Here is a 26,187-nt window from a genome sequence, read left to right as displayed (position 1 = left end):
TTATTATCCAACAATTGTCATCGAAACCAATGGTAAGCCACAGGCCATTATCGTAACGGTGTGGCATGGGCGCTGGCGCGGAAAATGGCATTCATTAGCAACACATGCATACCGTCCATATAGGCGCGGTAATTCGGCTCTTGAGTAAAGCTAATCACCATGCCACGACCTTGTGGTTGCACCATAACTAACGGCTTATGAGCCACTTGCTCATGGTTTTCCTGCCACATATAGCCACTGGCAAGCACCTGCTCTTTATTACTAAAATTAACCACGTTGCGGCCGTCGGTAATACGCAGTGGAGCATATATGTCGGCACCGGTGAAAATACTGTGTAATTCCGTGTGAATACCAGCGGTAAGCCAGTGCTCTTGGTCTACGTCGGCCCGCAATAACACCCCAGCCACCCAGTCGGGGCTGGTTTTCGGGTTACGCACATAGCGCTGTAAGTCTTGTTGGTCGGTAATAATAGTGCCGCTGTTTTGTGTTAAAGATACCAAGCCGTCAACCTGTGCTTTGGGCTCAATGCGGCTGGCCAATAAGGGGGTTTCACCACCAACAGCAAAGCGCGTGGCGTTACCAAGGGTAAGTAGCACGCCACCATTTTGCACCCATTGGCGCAAATGCTCACGACCACTTTCACCTAATGCCTGTTCATAACCGCTCCAACCACTACCCGGTAAAATAATCACCTGATAACGCGACAAGTCCGAGCGCTTTAAACGGTCAGCGCGAATGGCGGTAACAGGGTAATTAAATTCACGCTCAATAATAAAACGAGTACTACCTGCGCTAAGCACATTGCTTGGCTCGTCCCAAAGCATGGCAATTTCAGGTGCATGCACCCGCTTCACATTACCTGAGCCGGGGTTAGGGCCTGCTTGCATCCAACTTGAGTCGCTCCCTTGCAGGTGTGCGCCGGTGGTGATGGCCAGCTCGGTTAATATGGCGGTAAGGTTTTCAGGGTTGCCAGCACGGGGAATAATCAGCGAGCCTGCAGGGTAGCTGTTGCCAGCTTTATCGGTAAAGGCCAAATCAGAACTACGCACTAATAAACCCTGGCGTAAAGCCGCTGTAAGTAAACGGCCAGTGTTCATGTCGCCCCAAGCGGCAAAGTAACCATAGTCAGCGTTGGGCTGGTTAATTTGGCCGGGCATAATGCGCTGTGCTGGTACCGTGCTAGTTTGCGCACTAATATTCCGATTACAGCTATTCATGTCCACGTTAAACTGTAACGGTAAACTCCAGGCGGTAACGTCGTAAATTTGGTCGGGCAGGTTATTGGCGCGTAACCGCTCTTGCTCGACTAAGAAGTCGGCGTCCATGGGTACTTGCTTATCAAGTAAGGTGCGAATGAGCTGATACGACGGTTGGTTCGCATTAACAATGAACGCGCCTTCGTCGTAGCGGGTACGGCAGGCAGTAAAGCTACTGGTTGCTTGCTCTACTTCAATGCCGTGCTCCACTAACACGCTCATTAACTTACGGTTACCGGCCCGATCACGCTTGTTAGGGAAAATATAACTGCGCACGTCGCCTTTACTACCGGCGGCAACGGCATCGCTACGGTATTGGTAAAAGCGCTCCAACAACGCTTCACGGCGCATACTAGCGGTTTCAATAGTAGCCATATAAGCCACAAAATTGCGCTGAATGGTGTCGGCATAGGTAAGGGTTTCACCGTCTTTAGTGCGGAACTGGTGCCCCCGCGACGAGCCAACTTCATAGGTCATGGCAATTGAACCATGGTACAGCGGCCAGCTGGCGCCATAGCCGGGGTAAAAAGCGTCAAAAATTTCCCGAGTGTAGTAGTCAATGCCGTAATTGTCGAAATGCTTGGCGTTATGTTCACCTACCCAATGTAAAGCTTCACGCTGAGGCTGGGTAATAAACGGGTTGTAGGGGTGCGCTTCAGGGGTGAAGTAATAGGGTGAATCGCCGCCCATTTCATGTGAGTCGACAAACATTAATGGGAAGGTTTGCAACAGCGCACGAATACGGCCTTGGGTTTCTGGCTGGGTAAAGGTTAGCCAGTCGCGGTTCATATCGAACAAATAGTGGTTAGTACGGCCATTGGGCCAAGGTTCATTGTGCTCGGCAGAAATACGGTCGTCGGCCGCAACTAAGCCCAGCGTAGCGTAATAACGCGACACGAAGCGTGCCCGGCCGTCGGGGTTTTGTAATGGGTCTAAATAAACCACAGTGTTGGCTAAGAGTTCTTGGGTGGCACTGTCTTGGTTAGCGAGCAAATGCCAAGCGGTAACCATAGCCGAGTCGGCTGGGGAAATTTCATTGCCGTGCACCGAACTTGCTATCCAAACACTGGCTGGCTGCTGGGTAATCATAGCTTTAGCGTCGCGGCTATTGGTACGGCGAGGATCGGCCAAAGCCCGCATATTGTTTTCAAACTCTGCTAGCTTAGCAATATTCTCGGCACTTGAAATAGCCACATAAAACAACGGCCTGCCTTCCCAACTTCGGGCGTACTCAACCAGCTTTATTTGTGTGGGATGGGCTTGCACTAAGGCACGAAAATAAGCATGAATGGCTTCGGGTGAAGAAATACGTGCTCCGGCCGAGTAACCCAGTACTTGTTCAAAAGTGGGGGTAGCAGACTGGTAATTTGTGCTTGCATACCAATGGGGCACGCTTGGGCTTGGCTCGGCGGCTAAAACCGATAGGCTAAGCATAGGTAAGGCAAGCAGCAGAGAGCGAACAAGCAGCGACTGCCGGCCGGTGGTTTTATTAACAGAGTTCATGGTTGGTCCTTATTAGGGCTTTAGCTGACTGTGGGCCTGCGCAATGGCAATTAAAAGGCTTTCAGCATCGTGGCGATGTTCAGTGTTTGCTTCAGCTTTTATATTACTTATTACTGGAATATGCGTTATTTCCGCTGCATTAGGGCTAATAACTGCGTTAATTTTCGAGCCCCGTAAATAACGTTCTATCCAAACCACCCGTTCCAAGGTGGTTAATCGGCCAGCGGGGCTATGTTCAGCAACTAAGTTATCAACATAAATAATTTGCGCCTGCGATTTAGCGATAGCGTGCTGAATATCTTCGATTAATAGCGGCGGCATAACCGAAGTAAGAAAACTGCCCGGGCCTAATAATATAAGCTCGCTGGTAAGAATGTGTTCAATTACTTCTGGGGTGGCGGTTACTTCCGGGCTAAGGCTTAACTGTGAAGGCATGTGAGTTAAGGCGTCAATACGCAACTCGCCAAAACAGCGCATGTTTTCCATCGTATCGGCTACTAAGTCGGTAGGGGTTTCCGACATGGGCAACACGCGGTTACTTACTTTAAGTAAGCGGCTTAATAATTGAATACTGTCAATGGGGCGGGCCGACAGTTCATTTAATGTATAAAGCAGTAAGTTACCAAAACTATGGCCTTTTAAACTAGCTACGCCATCGAAGCGGTAATTTAACAAGTCGGCGGCAAGAGGCTGTTGGGCTAACTGTGAAAGGCAGTTGCGAATGTCGCCCCAGGCAATACATTCATGGGCGTCGCGCAGCAACCCGGTGGAGCCGCCGTTGTCTGTAGTAGCAACAACGCCTACCAGTTTTTTACGCATGAAACTTAAACTGAACAACAAGCGCCCTAAGCCATGGCCGCCGCCTAATGCAGTAATGCAGTGCAGCTGACGTAACTGTTTGTTTGCTTGGGTGCTGGTTGTAATTGTAGCTGTATTCAAAGAATCCTCAATATCGACAGATAGCAGCGAACAAAAGCGCCGCTAGATAAACAGAATATAACAACGAGTTAACACAATAACTATCAATGCAGCGATTATAACTGCTTTCCATAGCGTTTTCGGCACTGTTTTGGCAAGATACGCAAATTCTCGTTGGCTTGGAGTGTGTTATGCGAGCAGGCTTTGCCCGCTGGGTTTATTCAATTGTATTATATGTTGCTACCCCGATTATATTGGTTTCACTGCTTTGGCAAAGCCGTAATAATCCGGCCTATCGGAAACGCTGGGCTGAGCGTTTTGGCCGGGTACGGGCACCGGAGCAAACAAGGCCAATCGTTGTGCATTGTGCGTCGGTGGGGGAATTTCTTGCGGCCAAGTCGTTTATTGACATGCTGCTTACGGCGGGCACGCCAATTTGGGTAACCTGTACCACTCCCACAGGCTCAGAGCTTATTCGTGGTTTCCTGAATGGTCGTGGTCAGCATAGCTATTTACCTATTGATGTGCCCCATGCGGTAAAGCGCTTTTTAAATCGTGTGCAACCGCAAAGTGTAGTGCTGATGGAAACCGAAATATGGCCTAACTTAGTGCAATACTGCCAACAGCGGCACATACCCGTTGCGCTGATTAATGCTCGCATGTCGGAACGCAGCCAACAAGGTTACTTAAAAGTGCGAGCTTTATTTCAGCCTAGTTGGCAGGCGCTTAGTTTGTGCGCCGCGCAGAACGACATACAAGCGGAGCGTTTTTTAACCTTAGGGGTACGCAAAGAAGCACTGCAAATAAGCGGGAATTTAAAGTACGACGTACAAATACCAGGCATGGTGCGCCGCGACGTAACTATTTTTAAAGAATTACTGATAGGGCGCCAAGTTATTACCGCAGGCAGCACCCACAGTGGCGAAGAAACACTAATTTTAGCCGCCTTTAGCAAATTGCTAAAATGTAAACCGCAGGCACTACTAATTTTGGTACCACGGCACAAAGAGCGTTTCGATGAAGTGGCAAAACTGGTAGAGCAAGCAGGCTTAACCATGGTGCGACGTAGTACTGGCCGGCCTATTACCCGTAACACCCAAGTATTATTGGCCGACTCAATGGGCGAGCTTATGCTGTGGTATGGCATAGCCAGTGTTGCTTTTGTTGGTGGTAGCCTAATTGAACGCGGTGGGCATAATCCATTAGAGCCCATGGCTTATGGTTTACCAATCATGTCGGGCCGCCATGTGTTTAATTTTGAAGAAGTATTTCAGCAGCTTGATCAGCGCCAAGCGGTACGCTGGGTAACCGACAGCGAAGACTTTCACGACACGCTACTTGGCTTGTTTAGCACAATAGAAACAGCCCAGCGTATTAGTGCACAGGCGCAACAACTTTTTGCCCGCCACCGCGGCGCCACTTCACGTACCCATGCTGCGGTACAACAATTATTGAAAGAACGGAGCTAATCAGTGGCGAAAGAGCATATTCGAACAGCTGGGCCAGCGCTTACCGCAGCCCATTTTAATGCGCCGTTTTGGCATTTAAAGCAGGCGGTTACAGGAACTTCCGGAGGCCGTAATACGGTTTGGTTTGTAAACCCAGCGTTGCTGTTAAATACCCCTAGCCAAGAACAATGGGTGTTACGCCACTATTACCGCGGTGGCTTGCCAGGCAAGTTTGTGCGTAAAAGCTTTATTTTTACTGGTTTAGAGCAAACGCGGGCCGTAGCTGAATTCGAATTATTAAAAACCATGCAGGGGCTAAAGCTGCCCGTACCTAAACCAATTGGCGCCTATGTACTGAATAAAGGCCTAACCTACCAGGCCAGTATTTTGTTGGTCCGCATTGAAGGTAGCCAAGATCTCGGTCGGTTGCTGTTAAAACAAAAGCTAACAACGAACCAGTGGCAGCAAATTGGTGCCACTATTAAGCGCTTTCATTTAGCAGGGGTGTTTCATTCCGATTTGAATTGTAAAAACATTTTGTGGCGCCACAGCGACAGCAGTACATATTTAATAGACTTTGATCGTTGCTATATAAAACCGCCAAACCAACTGCAAAAGCCAAGCTTAGTTGTATTTGACAAAAGCTGGCAGGGCAAAAACTTAGCTCGTTTACAGCGCTCGTTTGTTAAACAGAAGCAACAAGCCAAAGCAGCTAACAGCACATTTCACTTCACCACGGCCGACTGGCAAGCCCTGCTATTAGGTTATCAGCAGCTGAAATAGCCAAGCGGTTTAGCTGGCACTAACAGGAATATGCATAATGCGAACAGCGCCGTTGGGTAGTTCTAAGGTTGTTTGTAAGCGTATTTCATTTTGCTCACGAATTTCAATGGTATGCTGGCCAGACAGTAAGCGTAACGGCCGGTTGGCACTATGAAAGTCGGCGACAGTGCCCATGTAAAGAGTGTTCACATAGATGTCTAAGGCGGCACCTTGTTCCGCCGCATCGAGGGAAAACAGCAATTGTGGGCGTAAGTCTTGAATTGGTTGTAATTGTTGCAGCTGCTCGGCGGTTAATGTTGGTTCAGGCATAAGCTTGCAGCCGCTTAAAACAATAAACGCAGGTATAACGACAAGGACGCCACGGGAAAAATTAAAAATAGACATACAAAAACCTCTTGTCTTTGTTTTACAAGGTTTATACTCAGGTAATAACTAGCACGGGCAATAGCAGCGAATAGAACCATGCTAGTGTAAGCCTTTTAAGGAAGAAAACGTGCATTCTTATAAAAAAATACTCGTACTACTAATTATATTGCTAGTTTACTTGCCCATTAAGCCAGCGCAAGCAGAAAACTTTGGCTTTGAGTCGGCGCAGGCCTGCATTACTAAAGCTAACGCAAATGTGGGTAAAGCGCATTTATTAATGCTAGAGCTGGCGCAAAATAATAAACAGCGGGCGCGTGGTTTAATGGAGCGCACCGAGCTAGGCGACTTTGAAGGCATGCTGTTTATATACCCTCGTGCGGCTGTTCGTGGTTTTTGGATGTATCGCACCCTAATACCCTTAGATATTGCCTTTATTAATGCCCAAGGCGTAGTATTAGAAATTCAGCAAATGACTCCTTGCCCTGCGCGCCGCTCAATTCAATGTCCGTCTTATGCTCCCAGCCAGCCGTACACAATGGCTTTAGAAATGGCGGCAGGGCGGTTTGCGGCACTAGGAATACAAACGGGCAGTGTACTGAAGTTAGGTGCTTGCCCAGCAACGAGTGTAGGTGAAACAAATGAATAGCCACGGATGGAGCCTTAGTAGCATGCTGTTGCTGTTGTTGCTGGCGGGCTGCGCCACAACCACGAACAACAACACGCAAGTGCCGACGCGTTATACCTTACAAGATCTTACCCCAGCCGACGCAGAACGTTTATTGGTCCGCGGGCGTACGCAACAACATCAAGTGCAGCAATGGTTTGGTCAGCCCAGCGGGTTAAGCAAGTCGGGCGAGCATACCTATTGGAATTACACCTATAGTTATCATCAGGAAAGCAATGGCCGTAGTGGCTTAGTTATTTTAACGGTGGTGTTCGATAAAAACCTACTGGTGGTTGATTATGATTTGCAATCGAATCGTTACCAGCAAAATAACTAGCATGTTGTAAGGAGCCAGTGTGGACAAGTGGATATATTTGGCTGGAGCTGCGGCTTTAATAACTAACTTTTTTGCTTATCGTGCAGAGTCGGTAAATACCTATCGACTTATATCGGCCTTAGCCTTTGCATTTTTAAGCACTCACTTTTATTTACAAGGGGCGTTAGCAGGGGCAATAGGTGTTGGTATAGGTTCAATTCGTAACTTGGTGGCTATGCGCTATAATCAACCTAGTATTGTCGTTTTGTTTTTTACAGCAACAGTGGGCTTCTGTTTATGGGAGTGGTTAGTGTTAGCCCACCCAGTTACTTTGTTTGTGGCTTATGCTTCAGCGCTTATTTTTACTATTGGTTCAATTGTATTGAAAAGCGCTACGTCGATACGGCGTTGGTTTATTGCTGCAGAAGCGTTGGGGTTATTATATGCACTATTAGTAGGCAGTAGTTTAGGGGCGCTATTTAATGCTTCTAACCTTACTAGTATTGCGGTTAAATTAGGTACCGAGCGTCGAAACACACAGCAAAACAATCAAGTTAAATAAAAAAGCTAAAATTAGAGGCAAATATGAAAAAAAGAATATTAGCTGTACTCGTTGCTAGTTTGTGTGCGGGCCAGGCAATGGCCGAAACACGTACCTTATCTATGGGTGGTGCGGGTGTTGCCAATGGAAATTACATTCAAGCAGGTTTTCTTAACCCGGCCCTAATGGCACGGTTTGAAGACCGCGATCATGTTGGGTTGGTTTTCCCCTCGGTGGCGTTTAATGCGTCGGATGAAGACAAGTTAATTGATAGTATCGATTTGTTCCAAGAAAGCTACGATAAGCTTGAGCAGCTACTTGACTCGGGCTCTACCGACGCTAATGCAATTAATAGCGCTCGTGATGAACTAAAACAAAACTTCACTAATATTAAAGGCGACATTAACTTTAGCGCCGACGTGTATGCCCAGTTAGCTATTCCGGCTAACTTGGTGTCTTTAGCCGTGTATGTACATGCGCAGCCAAGGGTTTTTACCGGGCCTAGGCTTGCCGCGAATGACCTTGACGTGATCAGCAACGCAACTAATGTCGATCAATTAGAAGAGTTAAAAAGTGTGGGTATTGCTGTGGGCACAATGCGCACAGACTTAGGCCTAGTGTTAGCTAAAAACTTTAAGCTTGGTGAAAATAGGCTCGCAATTGGTATTACGCCAAAGTTACAGCGTGTCGACACCTTTGCTTATTCGGCATCGGTACAAAGCTTTGATGAAGATAATTTCGACGCCAGCGAATATTCAAGCGACGAAAATGCTTTTAATATTGACGTGGGTATTACCTACAACATTAATAATTGGAGCCTTGGCCTTGTTGGTAAAAACTTAATTAGCCGCGATGTTGAATCGGTGCCTTTTATTGATTTAGCTAATTTAAATAATAATATTGTTGGTGCAGCGGTTGATATGCCGCTTCTTTATGAATTCAAACCTGAATTTGTGGCAGGGGTTGGCTACCGTAGTAAGTCGTTTACCCTTACTGCCGATATCGACTTAACCACACAAAACTACCTGCACATGGCCAGTGCTAGCCAACAGCTACTTTTTGGGCAAGAGGTTAAGCATCAGTTTGTGCGGGCCGGGGCAGAAGTTGATATATGGCGCACACTTCAGCTACGGGTTGGTTATCGCCATGACTTAGAGGGCATTTTCGACGACGCAATAACCGCAGGCTTGGGCTTTTCACCCTTTGGTCGCGTACATATTAACGTAATGGCTAGCTATGTGTCGGACCGAAACTTTGGTGCTGGCGCACAATTGGCATTCACTTTCTAAGGGTTGCTTAAATTAAAATCTTAGGCATCGCCTAAGCGCACAACAGGGGCTGTTTACCGCAAACAGCCCCTTTTTTGTTTTTGGACTAGCTACACTGCTTTGGTATAACTCATTATAAAAATCAGGTGGAATTAACATGAAACGTACCTCATTGCTGGCGTTGAGTATTGCTGCGGCCTTAGGCCTTACAGCATGCTCACCGGCTGAAAACACCCAATCAACAAATATCCAAGCTAGCCAAAACCAGCAAGGTATTACGTCTGGTGTAGAGCTGAATAACTTAAATACCGCAGTAAAGCCCAACGACGACTTCTTTCAATATATTAATGGTAAGTGGCTAGAGCGTACGGAAATTCCAGCGGACCGAGCACGTTGGGGCAGTTTCGACGAATTGCGTGAGCGCGCAGAGCAGCAGGTTTTAGTCATAATTAACGAATTTGCCGCCGCCGGTGGCGAACCAGGTAGTAATGCCCAAAAAATTGGCGACTTATTTAATGCCTATTTAAATGTAGAGCGTATCAACAGCTTAGGGCTAGCGCCTATTCAAAGTAACTTCGACACTATACATGCCTTAACGTCTCATAACGACCTAGCCGCCTTCTGGGGCGCGCAACAACGGGTTCGTATCGGCACGCCGGTAAGTATGTTTGTTGGCCAAGACCAAATGCAGTCTGATCAATACATCACCATGGTGAGCCAATCAGGGCTAGGCATGCCTGATCGCGACTACTATGTGAAAGACAGCGACGAAAACCTAGCGTTACGCCAAGCCTATACTGGCTTTATTAGCAATTTGTGGAATTTAGCTGGCTGGGAAGGGGGCGAACAAGCCGCTGCAACCGTGCTAGCCATTGAAACTGAACTTGCCAACGCCCATTGGAGCCGTATTCAAAACCGTGATCGCCGTGCTACCTACAATAAAATGACCGTAGCAGAACTAGCCGAGCATGCCCCAGGCTTTGCGTGGGCTACGTTCTTTGAACAGGCTGGGGTTGATATTAATGAAGTAGTGGTGCGTCAGCCTGATTACTTGGCTACCTTTGCCCAAATGTATACCAAGGTATCGTTAGCCGATTGGAAAACTTATTTTAAGTTTCACACCTTACGGGCAACCGCTAATTACTTACCAACACAGTTTGGTGACGCTAGTTTTGAGTTTTATGGCCGCACCCTACAAGGGTTAGAAGAACAGCGCAGCCGTGAAAAACAAGCGGTAAGCATGGTGGAAAGCTCGCTTGGCTTCTTAGTCGGGCAAGAATATGTAGCACGCCACTACCAGGAAGAATCGCGCGCCCGCATGGAAGAGCTCGTGGCTAATATTAAAGTTGCCTTCGGCGAAGCAATTGACGACTTAGAGTGGATGAGCCCAGCAACCAAACTTGAAGCCCGTGCCAAGCTTGCTACCTTTACCACCAAAATTGGTTACCCAGAAAAATGGCGTGACTACGACTGCCTCGACATTGTCGCCGACGACTTAATGGCAAACGTGGCTGCTTCAGGTGCTTGTGAATACCAGCGCATGATCGACCGCCTGGGCTCAGAAATAGACCCTTACGACTGGGGTATGACACCACAAACAGTGAATGCCTATTACCGTTCAACCATGAATGAAATTGTATTCCCGGCGGCTATTTTGCAACCACCATTCTTTAACGTAAACGCCGACGATGCGGTTAACTATGGTGCTATTGGCGCAGTTATTGGCCATGAAATTACCCATGGTTTCGACGACCAAGGTCGCCGCTCAGACGGTGCTGGTAACTTGCGCGACTGGTGGACAGAGCAAGACGAAGAGCAGTTCCGTGGTCGTGCTCAGTTAATGATTGATCAGTACAGCAGCTTTAACCCCATTGACGACCTTTACTTACGTGGGGCCCTTGGTTTAGGTGAAAATATTGCCGACTTAGGTGGTTTAACCGTTGCTTACCGTGCCTACCAAAACTCGCTCAAAGGTAAACAGCCAGAAATTATTGACGGCTTTACTGCTGAGCAACGATTCTTTGCCGGTTGGGGGCAAATTTGGCGCATTAAATTCCGCGACGAGTCGCTACGCCGACAAGTTATTCAAGGGCCGCATTCGCCAGGTAAATACCGCGTACTAGGTGTGCTGTCGAATATGCCTGAGTTTTACCAAGCCTACGAAGTAAAACCGGGTGATGGTATGTATCGTCAGCCAGACGTAAGAGTTAAAATATGGTAATTTTTACTAAGTAGAAAATAATGGTTGATGTGAAAAGGTGTACAAATTTGTGCGCCTTTTTTTATTACTAAATACGGATTAAAGTGCTAACTTCACTTCGTGTTGAATATGAAATTGACATTAAATATATAAATGGAGGCGTTATGGGTCCTTTTGAAATGATCGCTATTATTGTTGTCGTGAGTGTTATTGCAGGCTCGATAACAAAAATAGTCCAAGCTAAAAATAGTGGTGCGACGAAGGAAGAAAAGGATGTCGTCGATCGCTTACAAAACGAAGTAAATCATTTAAAAGATAGAGTTAAAACATTGGAGGCTTTAGTGACCGATGAGAGTTATCGGGTAAAAGCAGAAATAGAGCGGTTATAATTTGATTGGTTGGTCGGCGTGAAAGGATTTGAACCTTCGACCCCTGACACCCCACATCAACAGCCTGAATGGGTGTAAATAGCTTTTAAAACAAATACTTACGATGTCTTCAAGTGCTTTTTACCATGTAAAAAATGGCGTAATTGGTCAAAGTGCAAACCTTATAAATCAATAACTTGCAAATTTTGAACTACTGTATATTGGGGCGCTTAAAATAACAACTCACAAAGAAAAAAGCCGCCGAAATGGCGGCTTGGAAATGTAGGGTTATTAAAAAAGTGGAAGCTTATAGTTTAAAACAGCTTGGGGATCAGCCGCTGTTAGTAACAAGGTGAAAAATCAGGCTGTTTCTAACACTTCCCAGCCGTTTTCTGTTTCTTCAAGCCGAAGCTCCAATTCGCACACGCGGCGATCTACTTGAGAAAACCGCTCTAACAAATTAGCAATATGGCTTTCGCCAATGCTTTCCATATATAAATCACGAATCGCCTTATCAGCCAGCGCTGGGATTTTACTTGTTCCCTTTTCCCATAAAGCTATGGCTTGGTCGCTTTTTTCAAATAGCGTACCTAACGCTTTTTGAGATAAGTTCAGCTCGATACGCAAAAAGCAAAACTCTTTACCGGTTAGCGGGTATTCATGCGTAACTAGATCGCGAGCAATGATTTTATGTAATCCATCAATATTTTTGATAGAGGTAGTTTGGCCTGATGGTGTTTCCTTAATGCTATAGCCGTTTTTAAGGAAAACATTATCTAAACCAGACGCGGTGTAGTGATACATAGTTAGCCCTCCCAAGTTGTGACTACTAAGCAAGTGGATTCATCCCTTTCTATTAATTTAGCAACAACGACAACGGCTATGCCTGCTGTCATATATCGTAATTTACAACGCCAGCCTTTTTCATTATCGCTATCCCATGTGACACCAAGAAGCTCACCATCTATCAGCGTTCTAAATACTTGGCGAGTGGTAATGTCTCGCTGCTGCATTCTGTCTAACGCATGATCAAGTATTTCTACTCTCTCGGTGTCTTCACGAGCAAGCCTTGCTATTTCGGCTTCGCATCTTCTCTTCTGAATTTTGGTAGGGTAACTGGCATATAGCTGCATCCGTTGAAACTATAATAATTATAGGTTGAATGAACTAGTATTACAACTAGGCGGCTTCCGTTCCGCCATTAATTTGCTTAGTAAGTTAATACCAAACCCGATACCCTTGCTGAGGTGGGTGCGCTGCTAACTTCCGAATGTCATTTAGCGCATGGTATGCCATTTCAAGGTGATGCTTGAGCGCCCGAACTTCTAACCTGCTGGCTTCTATATTGAACCCTGCGTGCTCTAACCTTGCTAGCATTGAAAGCGTAGGTGAGCGAGCGTCCATACCAAACAACATACTTGGTGTTATGAGCATGGTGCCTTCAGGGTACATTTCTTGTGTAAATACCCCATTTATAACACAGTCATCTCGTAGAGAACTTATGCCGCATTTCGGTACTCTAGCGGCGTCATGTCATTGAGTGAATCGTGCGGTCGTTCAGTGTTATACAATTCAATCCAGTCTTCGGTTATTTGCTTCACTTCATTCAGATTATTAAAGATGTAAAAATCCAGGATGTCATCACGATACGTTCGGTTAAATCGCTCAATATATGCGTTCTGGTAAGGGCAACCAGGTTTAATGTAATCAACCATAATGCCATGCGCTTTTGCCCAGTTAGCAAAGACTTCCGAGGTAAATTCGCTGCCGTTATCAACTCGAATTTTTTCAGGATAACCGTGCCACTCAGCAAGTTGGTCCAGATAGCGTATGACGCGCAACGACGGCATGGCTGGCGTTAGGTACCCGAACCATAGCGGTATCCACCTGCTGTAATTGCAACGCTTGATAAAACTTCTCAATTTCTGACATAGGCACTCGACGGTCTTGCTCACCACTAAACAACATCACCGGCGTTTTCACATTGCCCACTAAAGAAAGTGGCGAACGCTGCCAATAATGTTCAACATTCTCCCAAGGCTTCGCGGGAAATTGATTGGTAATTTGCCCTATATAACTGTCCGCCGTAAGGGTTTTACTGATCCAGTTAATGACAGGGTTCGTTGCCGCTGCTGCATTAAAGCGATCCGTCAAACCCACCGCATAAGTTGTTGCGATACCACCGGCAGAGCCGCCTGCAATATACAGATTATTTTCATCCACCAAGCCTTGAGCAATTAAGGTGTCAATACCTGACATATGGTCAGCAAAATCACGCTCCGACGCATAAAAACCGTCAATCTTTAAAGCGTGCTCTTTACCATAGCTGGTGCTACCCCGGTAGTTGTTATACAGCACAATATACCCTTCAGCCGCATAACGCTGATGCTCAGCTGCAAACATAGGGCCATACGCTAAGTGTGGGCCACCATGTATTTCCAATAGCAAGGGATATTTTTTGTCGCATCATAATCAGGCGGTGTAATATACCAAGCATGTATTGGCGTGCCGTCGTAACTTGAGGCGTAGGTTATTTCATGTACTTGTCCAAGTTGCTTTGTCGCTAATACATCGTCATTTAATTGGGTTAATACCCTCGCTTTGGTATCCGTCGCTGATTTCAATAAAGCCACTTCCGCAGGACGGTACGAAGTACCATGTGTATAAGCAATCTGCCCTGTTTCTCGCGCAATAGAATAAGAGCCGCTTAAATAAGGGCGACTAACCGACACGCCACCTAAAGCACTTACGCCCGCTTTTAATTGGTTTTTTAAATTCACCTGCGCCAGTTTCACTAAACCTTGATCAGCATATTGAATCACAAGGTTTTGGTTATTAATCCACTGTGGGCTTTCCACGGAGCGATCAAAATCACTCAGCAGCTCTTGCTGCTGTTTGCTGGTTAAATCAAGAATACGCAATTTCGTATTTTGGTAGGGAATTGTTTCATTGCCCCGATGTAAAAAAGCCAACTTGTTACCATCCGCTGATAAAGTGGCCGAAAACTCACTGCCTGGTAAGTCCGTTAATTGCGTTAACTCCGCTGTTTGAACATTCACTTGCCATAAATCAGACTCGGCGGTTTGGTATTCCCACTTTTCATCACGGTTGGCACTGAACACTAACGCGCTGTTATCTGCTCGCCAGACTAAAGGGCCGCCATGTCGGAACGGGCCTGCGGTTAATTGTCGCGCTGTGCCTCCTTCACTCGGTACCACAAATACTTGGCGGTATTCATCCGCTAATACCCCAGCACCATCACGTTGGTAATAGGTTCGTTCCACAATAGTGGCGGGGGCGGCCCACTTAGCTCCACTTGGTTTTTTCGGCGTATAAACAGATGCCGCAAAATTTGTTTTTGCTGCCGCCACATTCATGGTAAATGCGAGTGACTTGCCATCGGGCGACCAGCTGATGTCACTGGGGCTTTTTGCCACTTCTGTTACTGCCGCAGTAGTTTTTTGCGCTACAAAATAAACATGAATTTGATTACGCCATTGTCGATTTGACGTAAAAGCTAAGCGCTTGCTATCAGGTGACCAAGTTGCATTGCTATAACGCGCTTGATCTGCACATAAGGGGGTATGCTCTGCTGTTTTGTATTTAACAACCATAAACTACGGCGAGTGTTGTCTGCTTGGATATCAAAGCTATTACGCGTATAGACAATCCATTGCCCGTTTGGGGAAATTTGTGGGTCGCTCGCATATTCCAGATTAAAAATGTCATCTGAAATAAATTTTTCTTTCGTGTTTGGTATAGGCTGAGCCTGCTGTTGCCATGCTGCAACAGGGGCAATAACAAAACTGCTTAGCATCACAAGCGCGGTTAAGTGTTTAAACCAAGGTAATCAAACAACTTAGCTTTTCTCCTTGCATACCTTGCTTTAAGGTATGCTTAGAACTGCTTTTTGCTGAAAAATATTTTTACACGTCGAGAACTTTCTATGAATCATCATTTACGCGCCATTCAAGTATTTGGTAAAGTTGTTGAAAGTGGTAGCTTCACGGCAGCAGCTGAATTGCTCAATATGCCTAAATCAACCGTCAGTAAACTCATTCAACAATTAGAAAACCACTTAAAAGTAAAGCTACTTCACCGAACTACTCGCCGACTCACACTCACCATGGAAGGCCATGCCTATTACGAACGTACCAATCGCTTACTGCACGAACTGGAAGATATTGAAAGTTATGTAAGCCATGAACAGCGTGTACCAAGAGGCTTGTTACGAATTAATATTGCTTCAGCAATTGCCAACCATATTCTTATTCCGCAGTTAGCTGATTTTCAGCAAAAATACCCCCTAATACAGCTCGATTTAGGGGTAACAGACAGCAACATCGATTTGGTCAGTGAAAATGTTGACTGTGTTATTCGCGGCGGTCAGCTAACGGATTTATCGTTAGTAGCTAGAAAAATAGCTGAGTTCCCTGTTATTACCTGTGCTACACCTGCTTATTTACGTGAGTATGGCACACCAACCTCACCAGACTGCCTTGATCAAAATCATCGACTTATTTACTACCGTTCGGGTAGAGGAAACAATAAAATCAAGCCCATGCGGTTTACGCATCAAGATCACTCGATTGAAATTAAACGCCAAGCCTGTTTAACCGTGAGTGACAGCACTGCCTTCTCTCACGCAGTTCGCTCTGGGATTGGCATTGCACAATTACCAAAGTTTCTAGTGGAAAAAGAGTTAACCAGTGGTCAGTTACAACAGATTCTACCCATGTGGCAAAGTAACCCGATTCCCCTCTATATTATTTATACGCCAAATCGCTACCTAAGCGGCCGCTTACAAGCCTTTACTGCTTGGATTACTGAACTATTTGTTCAGAATGACCATTGTCCACATGTGTGAACAATGTTGTCGTAAAAGCCATATTTATCTTTCATTCTTAGAGTCCGACAATACCTCCATTAACATTTACTAATATAAATGGAGGTTAATATGAAACGCTTTATTCTTGCTCTCTTGTTACTGCTCACTAGCAATCAACTACAAGCAGCACAAATCTCATTTGAGTATTTAAAAGGCACAGGGCGCTTACAAGGGTTGCGTGTAGCTTACCAACCTTGGTCACAGCAGCTGTCTGAGTTTAATGTATTCGCTGAATATGATTTTTTACAAAACATTGGAATTTCTTTTGAAACGAGCACCAACCTATGGCGTTATGGCAACCCAAGCGAGTATCAAAACAACTTTGCCTTAGCACTTTCGCCTGTATTTACCTATCCGATCACACAGCTAAAAGGAAAGCCTGTACTTTTTGAGTTTGGTATTGGTGTGTCTGTATTAAATAAACGTCACTTTGCAGGAAAAGATTTAGGCTCGTATTTCCAATTTGAAGATCGTCTTGGCCTTATTTGGCAAACCAGCGAAAAAAGTGCCATTACCATGCGTTATATGCACTACTCAAACGGTGGTTTAGCCCGCTATAACCCCGGTATGGATTTTTTTAATCTTGCTTATAGCTGGCGTTGGTAAGAAAACCATCCCTGGTTTTATTTACTGCAAACCTTGATTAATGGAGCTTCAACCTTGGCCGTAAAAAACGGTTAATACGGCCAACAAGCATCATTAAAGCTGTACGCACATAACCATGTAGAGCAATTAAGTGTAAGCGATATAAAGAAACATAAATCACACGAGCAAGACGGCCTTCAACCATCATGGAGCCGCGCACTAAATTACCCATCAACGAGCCTACTGTGCTGTAGTTACTTAAGTTCACTAGCGAACCGTAATCTTTATATACATAAGGTTTTAATGCTTTGCCATTTAACTGGGCGCGAATGTTGGCATAAGCCAAGCTCGCCATTTGGTGAGCGGATTGAGCCCGAGGCGGAACAGCTTTACCGTTCTCTTGTAAACAATACGCACAATCCCCAAGGAAAGCGACAACTGCCTAACCGCAATCCGGAGCCTTTGGCTGCGCCTAGTGCGCTGGGTAAGTGCTGGTCAATGGACTTTATGAGCGATAGCTTGCATAACAAAGTCCGGTTTCGCACATTTAACGTTATTGATGGCTTTAATCGCGAAATACTCGGCATTGATATCGCGACCAGCATGCCGTCGTTGCGCGTCATACGTTATCTGGACCAACTTGCTGAGTGGCATGGTTATCCTGAAAAAATTCGGGTGGATAACGGCAGCGAATTCACCTCGGAAGTCTTTGCCAACTGGGCAAAGCGCATGGCATTATGATTGATTACATTAAACCTGGTTGCCCTTATCAGAACGCATATATTGAGCGATTTAACGGAACGTATCGTGACGATGTACTGGATTTTTACATCTTCAATAACCTGAATGAAGTGAAGCAAATAACCGAAGACTGGATTGAATTGTATAACACTGAACGCCCGCACGATTCACTCAATGATATGACGCCGCTAGAGTACCGAAATGCGGCATAAGTTCTCTGCGAGATGACTGTGTTATAAATGGGGTATTTACAGCTCATCAATCTTTGATCCTGCCATATCCCTGTACTATCGGACGTTTGACTTCACACAGCAAGTTTCTGAAGCGCGTGGGGAATTAAGCAGCATTGTACGCAACCCTAACCGGGTATCTGATACTGATATTAAAAGTGCGTGGCGCATGGCCAACCGGAAACAAGGACGAGCATTTGAACAAATGCGCCGCTTAGTTGAGTCGGCAGAGGCAGCAGGCATGTCAAGGCGGGAGATTGCACAAAGCCTTCGATTGTCGGGTATATCGCAACAAAATATTAATCATTTATTGCGAGGCTCTATACCTAAAGTTGATTTATCAACCAATGCCTATCGCCGGGCTGAGAGTAGGGCAAGAGTGTTGATGGGCGGTGATGCTGCACGTGAGGTACGAGAGCGGTATATGCGTACTCAAACGTTAAGAGAATAGTGAGCGAAGGCCTTAAAAGCCACTACTGTATATTGGGGCGGAGTTGGGGCGCTTTTTTATAAGGTGATTGGATTTTCAATTAAAAGCCTTATAAATCAAAGCGTTATTGGTCGGCGTGAAAGGATTTGAACCTTCGACCCCTGACACCCCATGCCAGTGCGCTACCAAACTGCGCCACACGCCGACCGAAGCGTGTATATTACGGATTTAACGCATAATGGCAAGAGCTAAACCACTTGTCATAGAGCGAGTGCCGCTTTTTTGCTCATTTTTACTTGGTTTTACCTTACCGCTTGCGCTGCGGTGCTGAAAAACGCTGTAGTTCATTCAGGCCTTGAATTAATACCGTGGTGGTGGGTTGCGCACCATCAATAATTTGGCCGTCGTTGTCATATACCACCACGTCGCCATTGGCGTTTAACACGCTGGTTTTATCGCTCTCGAATAAATAAATGTTGGGGTTTATGCTCGTTACTCGCGGGTAGCCCTGGCTAGGTGAATTTAAATGCATACCATTACTAAAACTGCGATTATCGTCGGCGCACGACATATACATACTTAATGCAGTAGGTAGTAAGTCATTCAGCTGTGCTAGTTGGCGCTTTGGATAAATGGTTACGTTAACAGTTAATAAAGGCACAGCAAGACGTTCTGCAACGGTGGAAGCATCTACTTGTGCGCGCTTATCTAAAGGCAGCGTTTGGGGCGCAACAGCGGTAACAAATATAGCTGTTTTAGGTTGTATCGCCAGTACTGCTTTCATATGCTCAATGGTTTCGTTTAAGTCGTTTGCGTTGGCGAACACCACACTAACCCCATTGGCATGAATGGTTGGGGGAGTATTGTTTAGTGTTAAGGCGCGCAGTGCAAAGGGCAACGCTTGGTTGTTGAAATGCGAGCTAGCCGACCACTGCAACGGATAATCAAGGTCGTTTAAGGTTGCTAGGTAAGCCGGCGTAATAGCTTGTTGATTAAATACCTCTAGGTAACGATCGGGTATGCCGTAGCTGAATTGGAAAAAACCAGCCGTAGCTTGTGGGTGGCCTAATAACGTACCGTTAAAACTTTGCAATTGTGGTAAAGCGGTTTGCAGGCTTTGTGTTTGCGCAGCTGTTAAGCGTTCAAATACTACAAAAAGAGTTGGGTTAGCATGGCTTTGGCGGGCACACAACAGTGGGTTAAGTGGGTAGCGTAACCTAGTAGTAGCATTTGCAACGGCTTCTGAATGTTGGCGGTTTAAACTTGCCATGTCGATCCAGCCATGCCGCGTCATTAAACTTTTTGCAGTGCTTGGGTAGGAAAGTGGAAATAAGTCGTCTTGCTGCGTAATCGGCTTAAATAAGGTTGCGTCGGCCCAAATATGGATACTGTGGCTAAGGAAAAATGACAGTACGAACACGGCGGGCATAACCCGTAATGTACGCATTTGGCGGAGTTTATCGAGTTTTTTCCAAGTAACGTTGGTAATCAGAATTTGAACAGCAAAAATACCAAGGAAACTTAAAATAGCTGCAATGAGTAAAATAAAGCTACCGCCGCTGAGCCATTCTTCAGCATCGGTGGCGAGCTGGGCAATGGCATAGCTATTTAAGTGAAACTGGTAGTATTGGAAAAACACGGCGTCAAGTAACAAGGCGAATAATGTGAAAGACGCTATTAATGCCCCCAAACCCCGTAAAAAACGCGAGTAGGGAAAGGCTAAACAAAAGGGAAATAGTAAAATAATAAAGAACATGAAGGGCAAAAAGGCAAAGTGGCCAAGCCAACTGACCACTAAGTACACCCGTGCTAGGGTGCTGCCGGTGGTTGATGCCGAGTTAAAGTACAAGCTACCAATGAGCAGCGCCAAAAAAATATTGGCGAAGGTAAACCAGTGGCCCCAACTTATACTTCGCGCAATTTTATCTCGGTGCTGATGAATCGTCATAGCGGCTGATGCTCTCCGGCAATTATATTATGAGCCATTTAGTTGGCCTGCTTGTTCTGAACCGATTTTAGCAAGATGGTTCCAAATTGTTGCGCTAGGGCGGTACGACGCTCAGGCGATGGTTGTTGATGTAACACATAAGTGACTAAATTACCTAATGTCATAAGCGCCAAGTCGGCGGGTACATCGGTTTCGGTTAGGGCATTTAAAAGCTTTTCGAACAGTTGATCTTGTTCGGCACGAGAATATTTCGACATGATCGGCATTAGGTTCACCAGTAACGTGTTAGAATTCAATGAAGTTTAACATAAATCAGACGCTTGCAAAGCGAGAGGCGGAATGAAACTAGATATTACTACCAGTATTGTGCACCACCTGTATCACGACAACGAAGGCCAGTTTGGCTTGCGGCTGTCGCCGAACGAGTTAGCCGACGACATTGAAGTACTTGCGCTGCTAGAAGAGCTAAACCGAGTATACAACGCCAAACCAGCGAAGGGCTATGCTCACTTTGTTGATGAAACGGAAATAGCCACAGCGGGTGAAGAGCCAGCCGAAGCGCCAAAGTTCCGAGTACTACTTGAACAGTGGCTGAATAGTGAAGCCAGTTTTATTGAATTTAGTCACCATGCGGCGCGGCTATTGAAAGACGAAATTTCTGGCTACGGTTTTGCTGAAAGTGGGTTTTTAATGTTGGCTGACTTTGAACAAACCGGCGATCGTTTCTTGCTGGTTAGTTTTTTGCCGGTACGAGACGGGGTTATGGTGCAGCCCGACTTGTCTGTACATCGAGCGGCGCAACTAGATATGGGCAAACTACAACTAGCGGCACGAATTAACTTAACCGAATACACCGCAAACATTGAAAACAACGACTGTATTTCATTTATTAAAGGTCGCGCGGGCCGTAAAGTGTCAGACTTCTTTCTCGACTTTCTTGGTTGTGCGGAACGTACCAATGCTAAACAAAGCACGGAAAGCTTAGTGCGTACCATTCAGTCGTTCGTTGGGGAAGAAGAATTACCTAAAGACGTGGCCGAGCAAGTGCGCCAAGAAGTCTATGACTATTGTGGTGAGCAATGGCAGCAGGGCGAACGTGTTAACATTGAAATGCTTGACGAGCGCTTAAAAGAAAAAGGGGCACCGTCGTTGCGGGCCTATTCAGAACGCAAAGAGCAAGAGCTGCCAGACGAGTTTCCTGCCGACAAAACCGCATTACGGCAGTTAATACGGTTTCAAGGCCAAGGTGGTGGGTTAAGTGTTGGTTTTGATCAGAAAATGATCGGTGAGCGGGTTAACTATGATCCGGCTACAGACACCCTAACCATTACAGGTACACCGCCGAACTTACGCGATCAGTTACGCCGATACTTTGGCTTGAATGATTAGCTAATCAATCGGTAGGGTTAAATAAAAATGCCAGCATTATTGCTGGCATTTTTGTTAGCAACGCGCTTAAGCTAGCTTTCGCCTTCTGCGGGAACAATTTCCACCGCGTGGAGTCCTTTTGGACCTTCTTGAAGTTCGAATTGAACCTCTTGGCCAGCTTTAAGGGTGCGATACCCCTCCATTTGAATGGTTGAGTAGTGAGCGAATATGTCGCCACTGCGATCTTCGCTTTCTATAAACCCGAACCCTTTGGAGTTGTTGAACCACTTGACTTTACCAGTAGCCATACTTCTACTTCCTTCTAAAATGCGACTTGTTAGTTACATTGTTGTAAACAGATTTATTGTTATTTTGAACTTTAGAACGACCTGTTTAAACAGGCTCTATTTATAAATTTGGTGCAAGGCCTTGAAATGTTGTAGCCAAGTCACCATTTATTACTCTAGAGTAGGTTAAATATTAGTCAAGTTATTTGTGTTGTTTTTTTAACGGAAACTTAACAAGAGAGATATGAAAATCTCTGCCTGCAGCAGCGAGATTCAGCTATAGTATATGTATGAGCAGATATAGTGATTCAATACCAGAGCATCACTTAGACGAAGACACGGTAGTTGGCCTAAAGCCGCCGTCGCAATACCAGGTGATGTTAAATAACGACGATTATACCCCTATGGATTTTGTCATTGAGGTACTGATGCGCTTTTTTAAGCTGGATCAGGAGGCCGCAACTGACGTAATGTTAAAGGTGCACTATCAGGGTAAAGCTGTCTGTGGCATATATTCTGCCGAAATTGCAGAAACCAAGGTGGTTCAAGTGAACCAATATGCACGGGAACATCAGCACCCATTATTGTGTACTATGGAACAAGCATAATAAGTAGTGAGCACGCATGAATTTTTAGGAGCACGCATGACTTTTGAAGTGAAGGAGGCATCATGCTGAATAAAGCGCTAGAGCTTACATTAAACGACGCATTTCGCTTGGCTCGTGAACACCGGCATGAACTAATGACGGTGGAACACTTGCTTGTGGCCCTCCTTGACAACCCCGACGCAGCCGACGCATTACGCTCCTGCGCGGTTAATTTTGAGCAGCTACAAGAAGAACTACTCAGTTACCTTGAGCGTTCAACACCAAAACTAAACGACGATGAAGGTGAAACGCAGCCTACCTTAGGTTTTCAGCGGGTATTACAGCGGGCCGTGTTCCATGTGCAGTCGTCGGGCAACTCGGAAGTGAGTGGGGCCAACGTGCTGGTGGCTATTTTTAGTGAGCAAGAGTCGCAAGCGGTATTTGTATTACAACAACATGATGTGACCCGGCTTGATGTTGTTAATTTCATTTCCCATGGCATTTCTCGGGTGGAAGGTTCGGAAGAGCCCGTTGCTAACACCAACCCACAAGAAACCGCCGATAAAGAGTCTAGCTATTTGGCACGCTTTTGTAGCAATTTAAATGCCCGCGCTTTGGCAGGTAAAATAGACCCATTAATAGGCCGTAATGCCGAGTTAGAGCGAGCGGTACAAGTGTTAGTGCGCCGCCGTAAAAATAACCCACTGTTAGTAGGCGAGGCCGGGGTAGGTAAAACGGCTATTGCTGAAGGCTTAGCCTATCGCATAGTTAGCGGTGAAGTACCAGACGTTATTAAAGACGCTACAATTTACAGCCTTGATATGGGGGGCTTGTTGGCGGGTACTAAATACCGCGGTGATTTTGAAAAACGCTTTAAGTCGCTATTAAATGAAATAATTAAACAAGAAGATGCGATATTATTTATTGATGAAATTCATACTATTGTCGGTGCAGGGGCTGCATCGGGCGGTGTTATGGACGCGTCTAATTTACTGAAACCATTATTAAGTAGCGGCGACCTGAAGTGTATTGGTTCAACCACTTATCAAGAATATAAAAACATTTTTGAAAAAGATCGCGCCTTAGTACGCCGTTTCCAGAAAATCGACGTGGCTGAACCTTCGGTAGAAGACACCACGCGCATTTTAATGGGCCTGCGCGAGCGTTACGAAGAGCACCATGGTATTCGTTATACGCAGCCAGCTATTCGTGCTGCGGCCGAGTTGTCGGCCAAATATATTAATGAACGGCACTTACCCGATAAGGCCATCGACGTGATTGATGAAGCAGGTGCCAGCCAACGCCTGTTACCGCCGTCGAAACGGAAAAAAACCATTGGTGTAGGCGACATTGAATCTATTATAGCCAAAATAGCCCGTATACCCGCCCAGTCCGTGTCGCAAACCGACCAAACCATGCTGGAAAAACTCGACGCGAAGTTAAAAATGGTAGTGTTTGGTCAAGACGAAGCCATTGACAGCTTAGTGGCTGCAATACGCTTGTCACGCTCGGGCTTAGGGGGCGACAACAAGCCGGTGGGTTCATTCCTGTTTGCTGGGCCAACCGGTGTAGGTAAAACTGAAGTGACCCAACAGCTAGCGAAAGCCATGGGCGTAGAGCTGCTACGTTTTGATATGTCAGAATATATGGAACGCCATGCGGTGAGTCGCTTAATTGGTGCACCACCAGGCTATGTGGGCTATGAACAGGGCGGCCTATTAACAGAAGCGGTGATTAAAAACCCATACAGCGTAGTGTTACTGGATGAAATTGAAAAAGCCCATTCCGATATTTTTAATATTTTATTGCAAGTAATGGACAACGGCACCTTAACCGACAACAACGGTCGTAAAGCAGACTTCCGTAACGTGGTGGTGGTTATGACCACCAACGCTGGGGTCAGAGAAACAGTGCGTAAAAGCATGGGCTTCCGTCAGCAAGACCATAGCTTCGACGCTTTAGCTGAAATTAAGAAGGTATTTACCCCGGAGTTTCGAAATCGGCTTGATGCCACAGTGTGGTTTAACCATTTAGACCGCGACGTTATTTTGCAAGTGGTGGACAAGTTTGTTTGTGAACTACAGGCACAACTTGATCGCAAAGGCGTGTCGTTAGAACTAAATAATGAAGCCCGTGAATGGCTTACTGAACATGGGTACGACAAAGCCATGGGGGCTCGGCCAATGACGCGCATTATTCAAGAGCATTTGAAAAAGCCACTGGCCAATGAAATTTTATTTGGCCGCCTAACGAAAGGTGGTAATGTGCGCGTAAGTGTTGCTGAACAAGCAGCAGGAAGCGAAGCAGGGCTACACTTTAGTTACGACAACGAAAGTGAAGCTGTGGTTTAAGTTGGTATAATCAATAAATGCCAAGCAATAAAAAAACCGGCATCTAGCCGGTTTTTTATTATTTGTGTTACACGCGGGCGTTTACAAAAAGTTGCTTACCAGCCGCTCAGGGTAAATTAACGTGTACGGAAAACGATACGACCTTTAGTAAGGTCATAGGGTGTAAGCTGAACGGTAACTTTGTCACCAGTCAGAATTCGAATGTAGTTCTTACGCATTTTGCCAGAGATATGGGCAGTCACAACATGACCGTTCTCTAGTTCAACACGAAACATAGTGTTTGGCAGAGTGTCTAAAATGACACCTTGCATTTCAATGCTATCTTCTTTCGCCATTAATTCCTCAAATTTCAGTCAATACATCTGGCTTTAAAAACGCCGGCAATGTTAACGCATTTGAAGCTAAATTACCACACATTTAGTGTATTAATCGCTTATCACAGCGCGATAACCTGCGGTTTAAGGGCGTTTGCTGCCAATATGTGGGGTTTATTGCGAGTTAATTGTTCAATAAAACTCGCTCGTGATATTTCTTTTGCGCCTAAGCGTATCAGGTGTGGGTTAGGTAATTGGCAGTCAATTAAGTGTAAGCCTGCCGGGACTAAATGTTGGGCAAGAGCTAATAAAGCACATTTAGACGCATGATCAGCACGATGAAACATGCTTTCGCCACAAAAAGTGCTGCCAATTAATACACCATATAAACCACCCACTAATTGCCCTTGCTGCCACACCTCAACCGAATGGGCATGGCCTTGCTGGTGTAACTGGCTATAGGCCTGAATCATAGGGGGAGTAATCCAAGTACCAGTGTTGTGTTCGTGTATATAGGCGCACGACTGAATTACATCGGTAAAGGCCTGGTTGAAGCTATAGGTGTAGGGCGACTTTCTTAAAAACTTAGCTAAGGAACGGCTTACATGAATGTGCTCAGGCCAAAACACGGCACGAATACTTGGCGACCACCATAATATAGGCTCACCTTCTGTGTACCAAGGAAAAATACCACTTTGGTAGGCCAGCAGCAGCCGTTCAGGAGCAAGATCCCCGCCAGCGACAAGTAACCCATTGGGCTCAGGTAAAGCCGTTTCGGTTGGCGGAAAAACAAAGTTTTCCGCGCTGTAATAGGGGATCATGTTATC

At 45.8% G+C, this 26,187-nt stretch carries 30 protein-coding genes, 1 tRNA gene and 1 pseudogene; 16 read left to right on the top strand and 16 right to left on the bottom strand.

What is annotated here, in order from left to right:
* Positions 1–47: 47 nt before the first annotated feature.
* Together M1L23_RS04950 and M1L23_RS04945 are read right to left on the bottom strand one after the other, a co-directional pair.
* Complete coding sequence (locus M1L23_RS04950) at positions 48–2,759, bottom strand: M14 family zinc carboxypeptidase (RefSeq protein WP_252626002.1); 2,712 nt, start codon at positions 2,757–2,759, stop codon at positions 48–50.
* 12 nt (positions 2,760–2,771) lie between these two features.
* Positions 2,772–3,698 carry a gluconeogenesis factor YvcK family protein gene (locus M1L23_RS04945; RefSeq protein ID WP_252626001.1) on the bottom strand — a complete coding sequence of 309 codons (927 nt, stop codon included), beginning with the start codon at positions 3,696–3,698 and terminating at the stop codon, positions 2,772–2,774.
* A 170-nt stretch (positions 3,699–3,868) separates the two neighbouring features.
* On the opposite strand from M1L23_RS04945, the gene waaA reads away from it, so the two are divergent.
* Together waaA and M1L23_RS04935 are read left to right on the top strand one after the other, a co-directional pair.
* Positions 3,869–5,146: a lipid IV(A) 3-deoxy-D-manno-octulosonic acid transferase gene (waaA, locus tag M1L23_RS04940; protein ID WP_252626000.1), complete on the top strand. Its 1,278-nt coding sequence runs from the start codon at positions 3,869–3,871 to the stop codon at positions 5,144–5,146.
* 3 nt (positions 5,147–5,149) lie between these two features.
* Positions 5,150–5,908: a 3-deoxy-D-manno-octulosonic acid kinase gene (locus tag M1L23_RS04935; protein ID WP_252625999.1), complete on the top strand. Its 759-nt coding sequence runs from the start codon at positions 5,150–5,152 to the stop codon at positions 5,906–5,908.
* A 9-nt stretch (positions 5,909–5,917) separates the two neighbouring features.
* On the opposite strand, the gene M1L23_RS04930 is transcribed toward M1L23_RS04935, so the two are convergent.
* The gene (locus tag M1L23_RS04930) at positions 5,918–6,292 is read right to left on the bottom strand and encodes a hypothetical protein (protein ID WP_252625998.1); all 375 of its coding nucleotides are present in this window, start codon (positions 6,290–6,292) and stop codon (positions 5,918–5,920) included.
* Between the two features lie 109 nt (positions 6,293–6,401).
* Between M1L23_RS04930 and M1L23_RS04925 the strand changes: the two genes are divergently transcribed.
* From M1L23_RS04925 to M1L23_RS04900, 6 genes are all read left to right on the top strand, one after another.
* The gene (locus M1L23_RS04925) at positions 6,402–6,920 is read left to right on the top strand and encodes a DUF192 domain-containing protein (protein ID WP_252625997.1); all 519 of its coding nucleotides are present in this window, start codon (positions 6,402–6,404) and stop codon (positions 6,918–6,920) included.
* Positions 6,913–7,275, top strand: coding sequence for a hypothetical protein (locus M1L23_RS04920; RefSeq protein ID WP_252625996.1), 363 nt, complete (start codon positions 6,913–6,915; stop codon positions 7,273–7,275). Before M1L23_RS04925 ends, M1L23_RS04920 begins: the two co-directional genes overlap by 8 nt.
* Positions 7,276–7,294: 19 nt before the next feature.
* On the top strand, positions 7,295–7,816 hold the full coding sequence (locus M1L23_RS04915) for a YgjV family protein (protein ID WP_252625995.1): 522 nt from the start codon (positions 7,295–7,297) through the stop codon (positions 7,814–7,816).
* A 23-nt stretch (positions 7,817–7,839) separates the two neighbouring features.
* Entirely contained in the window at positions 7,840–9,084 is a 1,245-nt protein-coding gene (locus tag M1L23_RS04910; RefSeq protein WP_252625994.1) for a conjugal transfer protein TraF, read from the top strand.
* Positions 9,085–9,220: 136 nt separating this feature from the next.
* A complete protein-coding gene (locus M1L23_RS04905) occupies positions 9,221–11,284 on the top strand; it encodes a M13 family metallopeptidase (protein WP_252625993.1) in 2,064 nt (687 codons plus the stop codon).
* Positions 11,285–11,427: 143 nt separating this feature from the next.
* Positions 11,428–11,652, top strand: a complete 225-nt coding sequence (locus tag M1L23_RS04900) for a hypothetical protein (protein WP_252625992.1) — start codon at positions 11,428–11,430, stop codon at positions 11,650–11,652.
* Positions 11,653–11,991: 339 nt separating this feature from the next.
* Here M1L23_RS04900 and M1L23_RS04895 read toward each other — a convergent pair whose 3' ends face one another.
* The 6 genes from M1L23_RS04895 to M1L23_RS04870 form a co-directional block, all read right to left on the bottom strand.
* The gene (locus M1L23_RS04895; protein WP_252625991.1) at positions 11,992–12,435 is read right to left on the bottom strand and encodes a helix-turn-helix domain-containing protein; all 444 of its coding nucleotides are present in this window, start codon (positions 12,433–12,435) and stop codon (positions 11,992–11,994) included.
* 2 nt (positions 12,436–12,437) lie between these two features.
* A complete protein-coding gene (locus M1L23_RS04890) occupies positions 12,438–12,764 on the bottom strand; it encodes a DUF4258 domain-containing protein (RefSeq protein ID WP_252625990.1) in 327 nt (108 codons plus the stop codon).
* Positions 12,765–12,849: 85 nt separating this feature from the next.
* On the bottom strand, positions 12,850–13,065 hold the full coding sequence (locus M1L23_RS04885; protein WP_252625989.1) for a hypothetical protein: 216 nt from the start codon (positions 13,063–13,065) through the stop codon (positions 12,850–12,852).
* 65 nt (positions 13,066–13,130) lie between these two features.
* A complete protein-coding gene (locus M1L23_RS04880; protein WP_252625988.1) occupies positions 13,131–13,481 on the bottom strand; it encodes an integrase core domain-containing protein in 351 nt (116 codons plus the stop codon).
* Positions 13,438–14,034: an alpha/beta hydrolase family protein gene (locus tag M1L23_RS04875; RefSeq protein WP_252625987.1), complete on the bottom strand. Its 597-nt coding sequence runs from the start codon at positions 14,032–14,034 to the stop codon at positions 13,438–13,440. Before M1L23_RS04875 ends, M1L23_RS04880 begins: the two co-directional genes overlap by 44 nt.
* 11 nt (positions 14,035–14,045) lie before the next feature.
* Positions 14,046–15,245, bottom strand: coding sequence for a DPP IV N-terminal domain-containing protein (locus tag M1L23_RS04870; RefSeq protein WP_252625986.1), 1,200 nt, complete (start codon positions 15,243–15,245; stop codon positions 14,046–14,048).
* Between the two features lie 332 nt (positions 15,246–15,577).
* On the opposite strand from M1L23_RS04870, the gene M1L23_RS04865 reads away from it, so the two are divergent.
* Together M1L23_RS04865 and M1L23_RS04860 are read left to right on the top strand one after the other, a co-directional pair.
* A complete protein-coding gene (locus tag M1L23_RS04865; RefSeq protein ID WP_252625985.1) occupies positions 15,578–16,498 on the top strand; it encodes a LysR family transcriptional regulator in 921 nt (306 codons plus the stop codon).
* A 90-nt stretch (positions 16,499–16,588) separates the two neighbouring features.
* Positions 16,589–17,125: an acyloxyacyl hydrolase gene (locus tag M1L23_RS04860; RefSeq protein ID WP_252625984.1), complete on the top strand. Its 537-nt coding sequence runs from the start codon at positions 16,589–16,591 to the stop codon at positions 17,123–17,125.
* A 37-nt stretch (positions 17,126–17,162) separates the two neighbouring features.
* Here the strand turns inward: M1L23_RS04860 and M1L23_RS04855 are convergent.
* Positions 17,163–17,531 (bottom strand): annotated as a pseudogene (locus M1L23_RS04855) (FAD-dependent oxidoreductase); the annotation flags it as partial.
* 35 nt (positions 17,532–17,566) lie between these two features.
* Here M1L23_RS04855 and M1L23_RS04850 point away from each other — a divergent pair.
* From M1L23_RS04850 to M1L23_RS04840, 3 genes are all read left to right on the top strand, one after another.
* Positions 17,567–17,845, top strand: coding sequence for a DDE-type integrase/transposase/recombinase (locus M1L23_RS04850; protein ID WP_256473608.1), 279 nt, complete (start codon positions 17,567–17,569; stop codon positions 17,843–17,845).
* The gene (locus M1L23_RS04845) at positions 17,842–18,057 is read left to right on the top strand and encodes an integrase core domain-containing protein (protein ID WP_252625982.1); all 216 of its coding nucleotides are present in this window, start codon (positions 17,842–17,844) and stop codon (positions 18,055–18,057) included. Before M1L23_RS04850 ends, M1L23_RS04845 begins: the two co-directional genes overlap by 4 nt.
* Positions 18,058–18,244: 187 nt before the next feature.
* The gene (locus M1L23_RS04840) at positions 18,245–18,526 is read left to right on the top strand and encodes a hypothetical protein (protein WP_252625981.1); all 282 of its coding nucleotides are present in this window, start codon (positions 18,245–18,247) and stop codon (positions 18,524–18,526) included.
* A 107-nt stretch (positions 18,527–18,633) separates the two neighbouring features.
* Here M1L23_RS04840 and M1L23_RS04835 read toward each other — a convergent pair.
* From M1L23_RS04835 to M1L23_RS04825, 3 genes are all read right to left on the bottom strand, one after another.
* Positions 18,634–18,710 (bottom strand) — tRNA-Pro (locus tag M1L23_RS04835).
* A 102-nt stretch (positions 18,711–18,812) separates the two neighbouring features.
* Complete coding sequence (locus tag M1L23_RS04830) at positions 18,813–20,453, bottom strand: DUF3413 domain-containing protein (RefSeq protein WP_252625980.1); 1,641 nt, start codon at positions 20,451–20,453, stop codon at positions 18,813–18,815.
* Between the two features lie 38 nt (positions 20,454–20,491).
* Positions 20,492–20,719 (bottom strand): DUF1414 domain-containing protein, encoded by a 228-nt coding sequence (locus M1L23_RS04825; RefSeq protein ID WP_252625979.1) that lies wholly within the window; start codon positions 20,717–20,719, stop codon positions 20,492–20,494.
* 73 nt (positions 20,720–20,792) lie between these two features.
* Between M1L23_RS04825 and yejK the strand changes: the two genes are divergently transcribed.
* The gene (gene yejK, locus M1L23_RS04820) at positions 20,793–21,842 is read left to right on the top strand and encodes a nucleoid-associated protein YejK (RefSeq protein ID WP_252625978.1); all 1,050 of its coding nucleotides are present in this window, start codon (positions 20,793–20,795) and stop codon (positions 21,840–21,842) included.
* 71 nt (positions 21,843–21,913) lie between these two features.
* On the opposite strand, the gene cspD is transcribed toward yejK, so the two are convergent.
* Complete coding sequence (cspD, locus tag M1L23_RS04815) at positions 21,914–22,129, bottom strand: cold shock domain-containing protein CspD (RefSeq protein ID WP_252625977.1); 216 nt, start codon at positions 22,127–22,129, stop codon at positions 21,914–21,916.
* A gap of 269 nt (positions 22,130–22,398) precedes the next feature.
* On the opposite strand from cspD, the gene clpS reads away from it, so the two are divergent.
* On the top strand, positions 22,399–22,716 hold the full coding sequence (gene clpS, locus M1L23_RS04810) for an ATP-dependent Clp protease adapter ClpS (protein WP_252625976.1): 318 nt from the start codon (positions 22,399–22,401) through the stop codon (positions 22,714–22,716).
* Between the two features lie 62 nt (positions 22,717–22,778).
* Positions 22,779–25,046: an ATP-dependent Clp protease ATP-binding subunit ClpA gene (gene clpA, locus M1L23_RS04805; RefSeq protein WP_252625975.1), complete on the top strand. Its 2,268-nt coding sequence runs from the start codon at positions 22,779–22,781 to the stop codon at positions 25,044–25,046.
* 116 nt (positions 25,047–25,162) lie between these two features.
* Here the strand turns inward: clpA and infA are convergent, their stop codons facing one another.
* Positions 25,163–25,381, bottom strand: a complete 219-nt coding sequence (gene infA, locus M1L23_RS04800) for a translation initiation factor IF-1 (RefSeq protein WP_072155533.1) — start codon at positions 25,379–25,381, stop codon at positions 25,163–25,165.
* 101 nt (positions 25,382–25,482) lie between these two features.
* Positions 25,483–26,181, bottom strand: coding sequence for a leucyl/phenylalanyl-tRNA--protein transferase (gene aat / locus M1L23_RS04795; RefSeq protein ID WP_252625974.1), 699 nt, complete (start codon positions 26,179–26,181; stop codon positions 25,483–25,485).
* Positions 26,182–26,187 lie beyond the last annotated feature (6 nt).

Origin of the sequence: Aliidiomarina quisquiliarum, assembly GCF_023922585.1 — a bacterium.
In the GTDB taxonomy this organism is placed as follows: domain Bacteria; phylum Pseudomonadota; class Gammaproteobacteria; order Enterobacterales; family Alteromonadaceae; genus Aliidiomarina; species Aliidiomarina quisquiliarum.
Note: the sequence above shows the minus strand (reverse complement) of the source record. Positions and strands in the feature narration are given on the sequence as shown.